We start from the raw sequence: 11,330 nt of genomic DNA on the forward strand, positions 1-11,330 counted from the left end.
TATATATAATCCCTTAAATATGTTGACGATACATGGTATTTTTACCGATTCTTGATTTGAAGTGTTCGCTTACCGCCTGAAAGCATTCGTCGCTGGATTGGAATCGTTTTGTATGAGTAGTAACTCGCCGGAGTTCATGCCACTCCCATTCCACCGGATTGAGATCAGGAGAATACCGTGGAATATACTCAAGAACAATCCGAGGCCGAAGTGACTGATACAGTTGGATGATTTTCGATTTGTGCCATTTGGCATTATCCACATACACCAGAATGGTGTCGTAGGAATGGTACAATCCGTGAAGCCATTCCAGAATTCCAATGAACGAAACGGAATCCCCTTTCTTGATACGCTGGACGAAGGCGTCTCCGGTCTGGGGATTCACGATGCCGCCCAGGTTTACCCGTTCTTTCCTGCTGCTGGAGGGGAAAAGCGGCTGTTTTCCTTTTGGTGCCCACTGAGCTGCAATGGTGGGATCGAGCGCGATTCCCGCCTCGTCGTAGAAAAGACGCAGGTCATTATCGCTTTGCTCCTGAATTTTTTTTTACCCCGGCGACAAATTGCTTTTGTTCTTCCGGGTCAGCATTCAGGAATCTTTGGCGTCCTCTCTGGAGGGTAACCCCGAGCGCATGGAACCATCGGTTGATTTGACTATGGCCGAGATGAATGTCATGATACTCTTCCAGGTACCGGTTCAAAAGCGGTCCATCCCACCGGGTTTGACGATATCCGCACTCTTGCGGTGGTTTGGCGAGCACCGCGGAAAGCTCCTTCCGGAGTTCTGGAGTCAGCTTACCCGTACGTCCAGGGCGATGCTTTTCGTCCAATCCACGGAGGCCATGTTCGTTCACCCGGCGCACCATAAGATAAATACCTTCACGGCTCAGATGATGCCGCCGGCTCAACTCCAGCGGGGATGCTCCATCCATAAGGCCCTGGAGCACCGCGATCCGCAATCCTTTTCTGATGACTCCACGTCCGGAAACCAGTACGTCAAGGGATTCCCGTGTAACTTCTTCATGCGTTATTCGGAGACTGGATTTCTTCATATGCTCCTCCCTTCCGAAAAGTGGATGAAAGAAGCATACAATAATTCAGCAATTATGTCAAGTTATTTATGGGTTTACATATATGTTTCATTGAAGTGTATGATTGAATTTGTTTTAAAAAAAAACAATATAGATTATATCATATTAGAGGAAAAATGTTTTTAATAAAAATAATATCACCAATTTTAGTATTAATACTAACATTAGTTCAATTTTATATTGATCATCGCTGGAAAGATCGACGAACAAAAAAATATAAATATGCTAAAATACTGTTTATAGTAATAATTTTTGTCGCTGTAGTGTTTACGATAATTACAACGGTTATTGATTATCAAAATGAACAAAATACAAAAAAACAGCTTGATGATTTAAAGAAATTAACAATTCTTACAGATTTGAATGCTGTACATAGAGAAAAACAAGCAATTTCTGAAAGAGAATCATTAAAAATTAAGTTGGTTGATTTACAAGATAAATTAGACCCATTTTTAGAAATAGCCAAATCTAAATACCCAAGATTACCTACGGAAGAAGCTCTGAAATATTTGAGCCAAGAAATTGAAAATATAAAACAAAAAACGGAAATAATTGAGAGTGCCACCAAGGATAGAAAATTAACGGAGATGCAGACTAACCAGTTAATTGCATTCTTAAGTAATTATAAAAGCAATAAAATATACATATTTTCAATATGGGGCGATCAAGAATCATTAAGGTATGCTCATATCATTAAAAATATATTTATCAGATCGGGGTGGATAGTTGATGGTGTTAATCAAGCAATGTATAATATTCCAATGGATGGCCTTTTTATTTCAATACAAAATGAACCTATCCCAGAAATTGCTCAAATTGTATTTAGAGCTTTTCGCAGCATTGGGATAGAAACGATAAGAAATAAAGATAGTAATCAGGAACCATCAACTGTAAGAATTATTGTTGGCTCCAAAATAAATAATGATCATGTTAAAAATGGTTTAAAGTAGGTATTAATACTATCTTATATTTCTTTATTATTGCTGTAAGCTATGGTATATTATGAATTAATATTGGAATTTCTATTATTTAATCAGCCTTATCCATTTAATATTTATCAAGAAATTATTTTTTTCCACTATACAAGCTATATTTTAACCAATTCATTTGCCCGGCTCATGCTCTGTATACTTCAACGGAAGCCTTCTTCATTAAGGAGCCAGTATGCATAACGAATTCACAGCAATTATTGAAAAAGACGGGGGATTGGTATATCTCTTATTGTCCGGAGGTCCCGTGAGCCAATGGGCAAGGTAGAACAATCGAGGAAGCAAAGGCAAGTCTGGCGGAGGCCATTTCCCTGATTTTTGAAGATCGTCGTAAAGACGCCAAGCGCGGATTACCCAAAGGAGCGATCCGTGTGGTTGATTTACTGTGCCTGCGGAGCAGCAATGACTGTGGAGCAACGACTTCCCTTGCCCCCTTCGGGGGAAAGGGACTGAGGGTTAGGGGGCTGAAGTAAAAAACTTACCGTTCCCCCCGCTCCACCCGACCGAGAAACCATGTGAGAAACCCAGGTCTCCCTGGTAGGAACCCCGGTAGGAGAATTTCAGTCCCTTCACCAGGAGCGAGCCGAGGAATTCCATACGGTTCGGCGCGTTCGCTCCCAGCACCCCCACGGTCAGTGAGTCCCATATCTTCATGACGCATCCCCCGGAAAAGGAAGGGTCAAACCGACGCACTTTGGTGAGCGAAGCGACCAGAGTGACCGCTCCCGGCAGGTTCCACGATGCCGCGGCCCTCGTGCGGCCATCGAGCGGTTCCTTTGATTCCCCGAGTTTGGCCCCGGTTGCATTCTCCCAGGAAACGGCGAGGAAAATTTCTTCCGCCGGATGAAAGACCATTCCCGCATCGCCGCTTAAGGCGGAAGCGCCGCCGAATCCCCGTATACGCATGGCGCTGCGGGAGAGCCGCGCCCCGATGGAGAGGCATTTCAAGAGGGGATAGGAAACGCCGAGCTTCTCTTGTTCGTCGCCGTAGAGATCGCCGCCGGAGCCGTTCCAGGAAAGGGAGATACCGGCTTTTCCGGCTCGGACGCCGGCGATGAATGTGCTCACCGCCAGGTCCTCCATGCCGAACGGCGCAGTATAGCCCAGGAGGGCGTACGGCCCCCCGATGAACGATTCGCTTCCCGGAAAGATGAGGGATGCTTCCTCAAGGCTGCCTGCGGCGGGCAGGGAAAACCCGTCGTCCAGGGCGGTCAGCGGCTCTAAGGAGAGAGATTCACCGGCAAAGGAGAGGAAAAACGCCAGGAGAAAGATCAGTCGCACGCAGTTTCTCCGCACATATCTCTCAAAATGCATGACGGGCAATTCTCTCTGGTTTGAGGGGTGCATTGGCCGGTTATCCCGGGCCTTACGAGGGCGAAATCATACCGGACAGGGTCTTCCGGGTCGAGACGGCGCAGGGTGCGTGTTATATCCAAAGCCATTTTCCAGTCCGGGGATCTGCGTCGGGTCAACCTCAGGAGCGCCGCCATACGGGCGATGTGGCGGTCTATCGGGATAACCAGCCGCGAGGGGGAGATGAACTTCCAGAGGCCGAAATCAACACCGTCCGGCCCGCGGACCATCCAGCGGAAATACATGGCCGGTCTCTTGCAGGCGCTGCCGTCGGCCGGGGAAGGAACGAGGTAGGAAATGCCGGCCCGGGCGCTCTTTCGCTTGCATTCTTCACTGTATGTTCCGCAAACCGCAGAGGAGAACCGCGACAGGACGCCCTCTATGGTTTCCTCAGCCGGATCGTCCAGTTTTTTCACAAGGGCGCCGATGGAGCCGTGCTCGCGGAGCATGCTCCCCGCCGTGAGGAAAAGAAACGAAAGGTCTTCCGCATCGGTCCAGCGGTGCTTCCATCCTTTGAAGAGGGAGCGCGCTTTTTCCGCAGTAAGGCTCTTGGCAAAATCCGCCGGAGACCTTCCTGTATGTGAAAGCGCCGCGCGGGCGCTTCGCCGTATCTGGCCCGCATTTCCATACCCGATGGCGGAAACGATGAATCCGGCGGTCTCGATGTCTTCCGCTGCTGTATATTCATGGACGATTCCCACCGGATCGGTGTCGAGATATCCGGCGCCGTATTCCGCGGTAAGTTTGTCAAGGCATTGTTTGAGAGCGGCGAAATCAGGCAAAGGAAATTCCTCCATCAAGGGTTCTTTGTCGTCTTCTAAAATCTACCTACAAGCCGATAAGGTGTCAACAAACATATTCAACGGGCGCTTCAGTTCAATCTTCAGAACTAACAAATCATGATTCCGCCTGTTCTACTATCAATTTTTTCCCTATATTTATCGGTTATTCGGTATTTTCAATCCGCGCACATCAGCGTAATCCGCGGCTTACCGTTTTTTTATTCGAGGCTCCATAATGCCGAGCCAATTCCCGGCTTTTACCATCGAATCCCTTGCCTATGGCGGCGACGGTGTCACACACCTAGAGGGCAGAGTCATGTTCGTTCCCGGCGCATTCCCGGGGGATGTTGTCCGGGTACGGACGGCGCAGGACAAGGGAAGCTACCTCCGCGGCGAGCTTCTCGAAATTGTCTCTCCCTCGCCCGACCGTGTGGAAGCCGCCTGCCCGTACGCATTACGGTGCGGTGGGTGCCAGTGGCAGGAACTCTCCTATCCGGCCCAGCTTCGCTGGAAGCGGGCGATCGTGGAGGAGTCCCTGCGCCGTCTTGGCGGAATCGAGGGAATCGAAGCAGAGCCGTGCATCCCTTCACCCCTTGAATACGGCTACCGGACTGTTGCCCGGTACCCTGCGCGCCATGTTTCCTCAGGATTAGTCATGGGATACCATGAGCGGAGGTCTCACCGGATTGTTGATATCGGCGCCTGCCCCCTTGCCGGAGAGCGTGTGAACCGGATCGCCGATTTCATACGCGCCCTTCCCGGTATGGAAACCCTGGAACTGCGCGAAATCACCATCCAGGCCTCGCACAACCTCCCCTCCGCACTGGTGCGGTTTACCCTGGGAAAAGCGACAGCCTGGATTGATGCGCTTGCGGAGCGAATGCTCGCCGATATTGATGGCCTTTCGGGAGTTACCTTTTACCTTGAAACCTCCCCCGGGCAAACCCGGCTCTTCCGCAGCTTAGGATCTCCTTTCCGGTACGAGCGGGTGAAAGAGCGGACATTCCGAATTGAGGAGCGCTCCTTTTTCCAGATCAACATGCCCCAGGCGGAGAACCTGGTCACCCTGGCAGGAGAGATGCTTCAGTATCGAGCGGGGCAGGTTCTGGTGGACGGTTACGGCGGAGTCGGCCTCTTTTCTCTGAGCCTGGCGCCTCCTGACGCCACAGTCTACCTGTTCGATGCCTCCCCCTTGGCGGTCGAGGACAGCCGGTTCAACGCCGCTGAAATGGGATTTCTCTGTTTCACCGGACTGGTCAAAAACGCGGATGCCGCTTTTTCTGTAACCGGCCCCGCCGACCGTCTCATCATCGACCCCCCGCGCACCGGCCTCGGACTTATTGCGGTGGATGAGATGTGCAGATTCAAAGCCGAATGTATTGTATACATTTCCTGTAATCCCACCACGCTTGCCCGTGACATCAAATATTTCTCCGGGCGGGGATATCGGGTAAAGAGAATTGTTCCGGTTGACATGTTTCCCCATACGTACCATATTGAGACTGCAGTGGAGATGGAGCATACATGATTTATCGTAAAGGAAGGGATAGGACTGAGCGGCGCGGATTCCCGGGAGCGCATGGAAATGCATGAGAAAGTGTCATATTTTTGTCTTCCGTGACAATACCGAAGCTCTTCGATTCTGGGAAAAAACTGGATGGAGCCGCCGTATGGAACTGGTAATATATTCTCGCGATACTGGTTAAAATGTACGTTTATTGTGGCCATCCTCTAGATTTTTAAATCAATATTTTGTAACTCTTTATGATGCTTATCTTTCCACAAAAATATATTCTTGAAAATATTATCGGGTTCAAGTCCTCTTGAAAGACTAATCCCCCCTGTCCTTCGGACATCCCCCCTTATTAAGGGGGGGAATCATATTATCAGGCAGCTTTTACCCCCTTAATCAGGGGGTCGCCGCTTTATGCGGCGGGGGGATTTTATCTAAAGAGAAGATAAGTGATATGGCATATCTATCGCCGAATAAAAAATGGGGGATGGCCAGAAAGACTTTTGCCTGCTTGACATGCAAGGTAAAATTTGGTATACTTGCATTCTGAAATAACTCAATTTCTCGTATATATGCAGCATCTCTCGATAATCCCGGAAGCCTGCCAGGATTAAGAATACAGAATTCATGATGTCTTACCTTATTCCATCCACGTTAAATCCACTACCTATATATAAGGAGATTGTATGAACCGTAGGATGACAACCATTGACGGTAATTCTGCTGTTGCTGGTGTAGCGCATGCAACAAATGAAGTGATTGCTATTTATCCGATCACTCCTTCTTCTGGTATGGGTGAAGTGGCTGATGCTCTGAGCGCAGCCGGCAACAAAAATATCTGGGGAATAATCCCGGAAGTGGTCGAAATGCAGTCTGAAGCGGGAGCGGCCGGTGCGGTTCACGGCGCCCTTTCCACCGGAGCGCTCACCACGACTTTCACAGCCTCCCAGGGCCTTCTCCTCATGATTCCAAATATGTACAAAATAGCCGGAGAGCTTACACCGGCTGTTTTCCATGTCTCAGGCCGTGCCCTGGCAACCCATGCGCTCTCCATTTTTGGCGATCATTCGGATGTCATGTCCACCCGCTCGACCGGTTTTGCCCTTTTCTGTTCCGGAAGTGTTCAGGAAGCGCAGGATTTTGCCCTGATAGCCCAGGCGGCTGCTCTCGAATCACGTATTCCGTTCATCCATTTCTTTGATGGATTCCGTACCAGCCATGAGTACACCAAAATTGAAGAATTATCCATGGACGATATTCGCGCCATGATCGATGATAGATTCGTATTCGCACACCGTAACCGCGCCCTCACTCCCGACCGTCCAGCCATCAAGGGTACGGCTCAGAACCCGGATGTCTATTTCCAGGGCCGTGAGACGGTCAACAAATTCTACGAGGCCGCTCCTTCAATCGTGCAGAAATGCATGGACAAGTTCGCCCGACTGGTCGGACGGCAGTACAAGCTGTTCGAATACTATGGCGCTCCTGACGCCGAGCGGGTAATCATGACCATGGGCTCCTCGACCGAGACTGTACATGAAGTGGTGGATTTCCTGGCTGCCAAAGGCGAGAAAGTCGGCGTGGTCAAGGTACGCCTGTTCCGGCCGTTCGATGAAAACGCCATGGTCGCCGCTCTGCCCAAGACTGTGAAAGCCATCGCCTGCCTGGACCGCACCAAGGAACCCGGAGCGCTCGGCGAGCCGCTCTATGAGGATGTCCGTACTGCCATAGGCGAGGTCATGGACGCCGGCTCAGTGCCGTTCTATAAATACCCGAAGATCGTCGGGGGCCGCTACGGCCTGGGTTCCAAGGAATTCTCGCCCCAGATGGTCAAGGGCATATTTGACAACCTGGCGCTGGAAATCCCCAAGAACCATTTCACGGTGGGTATCATCGATGATGTCACCAATGCGAGCATTGCGCCCGATGCCTCTTTCCGCCTGGATGACGAGGGTGTTTTCAATGCCATGTTTTATGGTCTCGGCTCCGATGGCACAGTAGGCGCGAACCAGAATACCATCAAGATCATCGGTGAGAATACCAACAATTATGCCCAGGGATATTTCGTTTACGATTCCCGCAAGGCCGGGTCGCTTACCACTTCCCATGTCCGCTTCGGCCCCACACCGATCCGCAAACCTTATCTGATCGACCGTGCACAGTTCGTGGCCTGCCATAACTTCTCTTTCCTGGAGAAGTATGACATGCTGGACAATATTGATGAGGGAGGCACCTTCCTCCTGAACAGCCCCTACGGGCCTGATGAGGTATGGGATAAAATCCCCGTAGAAGTACAAAAACAGATCATCGACAAAAAGCTCAGTTTCTACGTGATCGACGGTATCGATCTGGGACACAGACTGGGACTGGGCGCCCGTATCAATATGATCATGCAGACAGCGTTCTTTGTCATTTCCGGTTTCATGGCGCAAGAAAAGGCTATCGAGCTGATCAAGAACGCCATAAAGAAAACCTACGGCAAGAAGGGCGAAAAGGTCGTCCAGATGAATTTCAACGCGGTGGATGCGGCCAAGGACAATGTGTTCAAGGTCAACTATCCGAAGGAAGCCGCCTCGACTCTCCGCATGCCTCCGGTTGTTCCCGCGAACGCCCCGAAGTTCGTCCAGGAAGTAACCGCCGGGATGATTAAAAACAAGGGCGACGATATTCCCGTTTCCAAGTTCCCGGTGGACGGTACCTATCCGATGGGAACCACCCAGTATGAGAAACGGAACATCGCTACTTTGATTCCGATCTGGAAGCCTGAGCTCTGCATCCAGTGCGGCACCTGTTCATTTGTATGTCCCCACGCCACCATCCGTCTAAAAATATACGATCCCGAATACCTGGGAAACGCCCCCTCACAATTCAGGTCGGTGGACGCAAAGGGCGGCCCGCAGTACAAAGGCAAGAAGTACACCGTTCAGGTGGCCCCGGAGGATTGCACCGGCTGCGGCGCCTGTGTGGAGAATTGTCCCGGCGCGCAAAAGGATGCCCAGGGCAACAAGACCGGAATCAAAGCCATCAATATGGAGAACCAGTTCGAAAACCGGCTCACCGAAATGGAGAGCTATGAATTCTTCCTTTCCCTCCCGGATACCGACCCGTCCCTGTTCAACCGCGCCACTCTCAAGGGCAGCCAGCTTCTCCGCCCGCTGTTCGAGTTTTCCGGGGCCTGCGCGGGATGCGGTGAGACCCCGTATGTGAAGCTTCTCACCCAGCTTTTCGGAGATCACATCATCATCGCAAATGCCACCGGCTGCTCATCCATTTACGGCGGCAACCTGCCCACTACCCCGTACACAACCAATAAGGACGGCCGCGGCCCGGCCTGGTCAAACTCCCTTTTTGAGGATAACGCGGAATTCGGATTCGGATACCGCCTCACTCTGGATTCATTCAGCGGACAGGCCAAGGGATACCTGAACAAGGCGGTTGAAGAAGGGCTGGTGGACAGTGCGCTCGCTCAGAAAATTCTCTCCCAGGATCAATCGACCCAGGAAGGAATCGAAGCCCAGCGCGCCAGTGTGGCGGAGCTGAAAAAAACCGTGGCATCGGCAAAAGATGGCGCCGGTACCGCCGCGCAGCTCGACAACCTGGCCGATTACCTGGCCAGGAAGGATGTATGGGTTCTTGGCGGCGACGGCTGGGCGTATGACATCGGTTACGGTGGCCTCGACCATGTTATCGCCAGCGGCCGGAATGTGAATATCCTGGTCCTGGATACCGAGGTGTATTCCAACACCGGCGGGCAGATGTCCAAGTCCACCCCACGGGGAGCTGTCGCCAAATTCGCCGCGGCCGGGAAACCCCTGGGCAAAAAGGACCTGGGCATGATGGCCATGACCTACGGCACCGTTTTTGTCGCCCGGGTCGCCATGGGCGCCAACCCGGCGCAGACTGTCCGGGCGTTCAACGAAGCCGCCTCCTTTGACGGGCCTTCTCTTATTATCGCCTACTCGACTTGTATCTCACACGGCATCGACCTGACTTACGGCATGGAGGAGCAGAAGAAGGCGGTGACCAGCGGACACTTCCCGATATACCGGTATGACCCGCGCCTGGCTTCCCAGGGCAAGAATCCTTTTCAGATGGATTCCAAGGAGCCGACTACTTCGCTCGATGATTTCCGTTTCGGCGAGAACCGCTACATGATGCTCAAGAAGAGCGACCCGGAGCGCGCGGCCATGCTGTCCAAACTTGCCGAAAAGGATATGCGCCGGACTCAAAAAATGTATCGGAGCCTTGCGGAGATCCCTTATGGAGAGGAAAACAAGGAATAATGGTTCTTCTCCAAACCCGAATTATGCATGTAAAAGGGATTTTAGTCTCTGTGAGCGTTAAAACTACAGCCCCCTAAATCCCCCAAAGGGGGACTTAAAAGACTGCAAAACAAGGCATAATCGGTTTATTAAAAAAGTTACATTTTTGCATTTTTATCTTTACCACGAAAAGTCCCTCCTCGGGGGATTTAGGGGGCTGCTTTCCAAAATTAATAATAAGTATTTGTTTAAAAAAGAGTTAAGAAAATGTTACAGTAAGTTTGTGAATAATTCGGGCTAAAAAGCTGGTAAAGAAATTTACGTATAGGAGAGACAATTCCTTTTTTTAAAAACCATTGACTTTCATGTTAATTCATTGTATAATTTTTATATCATAATGGTTTCTCGATCGTTCAAACCTTAACAAAGGATGAAACCGATGGAAAAGGAAGATCTCTGGGGAAAAATCAAAAAATCCGTGACTAAAGGTGTAACAGTCGCCGCGGAAAAAACGGAAGAGCTGGCCAGACTGGGGAGAGCAAAGTTTGATGTTCTCAATACCAGGCGCAAGATAACGAAGAAACACGGGGAGATGGGAAGCCTCGTTTATACTATGCTGAAAGCGGGAAAACCGGGGGCGGATATACTCAAAACTACCGAAGTGCAGAATCTGGTTGAAGTGTTGAAAAGTTTGGATACTGAAATGGCCGAGAAAGAAAAACTCTATGAGAGTCTGAGAAAAAAAACCGGAGAGGACATGGAGGATATAAAAACAAAGGCCAAAGCAGGTATGGAGGATTTACGGAGCAAGGCCAAGGCAGGAATGGAAGACCTACGGAGCAGGGCCAAGCCGGTTATCGAGAAGATGAAGGAGAAGGCCGGATCAAGTGAAAAGAACCAAAAGCCTGAGAAAGAGGCAAAAAAAGCTGTTAAGAAAAAATGATCGATGGTATGGGCCGGAATAAGATTTTATCATATTGCAGTTTGTAGGGGTTCAGCATGCCGAACCCCTACATGCCAAATAACCGGAAATACCTCTGCCCTGTTGTGATCTGTGGGTATTTTCGGTTATTTTTATTCTTTTGCCTTATATTTTTTTGAAACCAATTTCCTTTTTACGGGTTTATAGACAGGGCAAACTACAACGCAGGGATTTGTCACGCTGAATCCCTGTAATATCCATAACGTTTTGGAGGTGCAACATGGTAAAATCGTATTCCAGGCTGTTTTTCCGTCTCATCCCCCCTCTGACTCTTATCATTTTAGGCGCTGTTTTTACTCTGCATATTTCCGCACAGCCTTCTTCCGCACCTCAGAAGGTTGCTGCGCCTTTGTTAAACCAG

Annotated in this window: 8 protein-coding genes and 1 pseudogene; 5 read left to right on the top strand and 4 right to left on the bottom strand. The window is 50.1% G+C overall.

What is annotated here, in order from left to right; genetic code table 11:
• Positions 1–13: 13 nt before the first annotated feature.
• Both Q8O92_00130 and Q8O92_00135 read right to left on the bottom strand, forming a co-directional pair.
• Positions 14–514, bottom strand: coding sequence for an IS630 family transposase (locus tag Q8O92_00130; GenBank protein ID MDP2981720.1), 501 nt, complete (start codon positions 512–514; stop codon positions 14–16).
• A 4-nt stretch (positions 515–518) separates the two neighbouring features.
• Positions 519–1,049, bottom strand: a complete 531-nt coding sequence (locus tag Q8O92_00135; protein ID MDP2981721.1) for a helix-turn-helix domain-containing protein — start codon at positions 1,047–1,049, stop codon at positions 519–521.
• A 155-nt stretch (positions 1,050–1,204) separates the two neighbouring features.
• Between Q8O92_00135 and Q8O92_00140 the strand changes: the two genes are divergently transcribed.
• Complete coding sequence (locus Q8O92_00140; protein MDP2981722.1) at positions 1,205–2,038, top strand: hypothetical protein; 834 nt, start codon at positions 1,205–1,207, stop codon at positions 2,036–2,038.
• A gap of 214 nt (positions 2,039–2,252) precedes the next feature.
• Positions 2,253–2,445: pseudogene (locus Q8O92_00145) on the top strand (type II toxin-antitoxin system HicB family antitoxin).
• 88 nt (positions 2,446–2,533) lie between these two features.
• On the opposite strand, the gene Q8O92_00150 reads toward Q8O92_00145, so the two are convergent.
• On the bottom strand, positions 2,534–3,358 hold the full coding sequence (locus Q8O92_00150; GenBank protein MDP2981723.1) for a hypothetical protein: 825 nt from the start codon (positions 3,356–3,358) through the stop codon (positions 2,534–2,536).
• The gene (locus Q8O92_00155; protein ID MDP2981724.1) at positions 3,349–4,212 is read right to left on the bottom strand and encodes a TIGR02757 family protein; all 864 of its coding nucleotides are present in this window, start codon (positions 4,210–4,212) and stop codon (positions 3,349–3,351) included. Before Q8O92_00155 ends, Q8O92_00150 begins: the two co-directional genes overlap by 10 nt.
• Before the next feature lie 235 nt (positions 4,213–4,447).
• Here Q8O92_00155 and Q8O92_00160 point away from each other — a divergent pair, with 235 nt between their 5' ends.
• From Q8O92_00160 to Q8O92_00170, 3 genes are all read left to right on the top strand, one after another.
• Positions 4,448–5,740 carry a class I SAM-dependent RNA methyltransferase gene (locus Q8O92_00160; GenBank protein MDP2981725.1) on the top strand — a complete coding sequence of 431 codons (1,293 nt, stop codon included), beginning with the start codon at positions 4,448–4,450 and terminating at the stop codon, positions 5,738–5,740.
• A 671-nt stretch (positions 5,741–6,411) separates the two neighbouring features.
• On the top strand, positions 6,412–10,008 hold the full coding sequence (gene nifJ, locus Q8O92_00165) for a pyruvate:ferredoxin (flavodoxin) oxidoreductase (GenBank protein ID MDP2981726.1): 3,597 nt from the start codon (positions 6,412–6,414) through the stop codon (positions 10,006–10,008).
• A gap of 418 nt (positions 10,009–10,426) precedes the next feature.
• Complete coding sequence (locus Q8O92_00170) at positions 10,427–10,930, top strand: hypothetical protein (GenBank protein ID MDP2981727.1); 504 nt, start codon at positions 10,427–10,429, stop codon at positions 10,928–10,930.
• Positions 10,931–11,330 lie beyond the last annotated feature (400 nt).

Origin of the sequence: Candidatus Latescibacter sp., from assembly GCA_030692375.1 — a bacterium.
In the GTDB taxonomy this organism is placed as follows: domain Bacteria; phylum Latescibacterota; class Latescibacteria; order Latescibacterales; family Latescibacteraceae; genus JAUYCD01.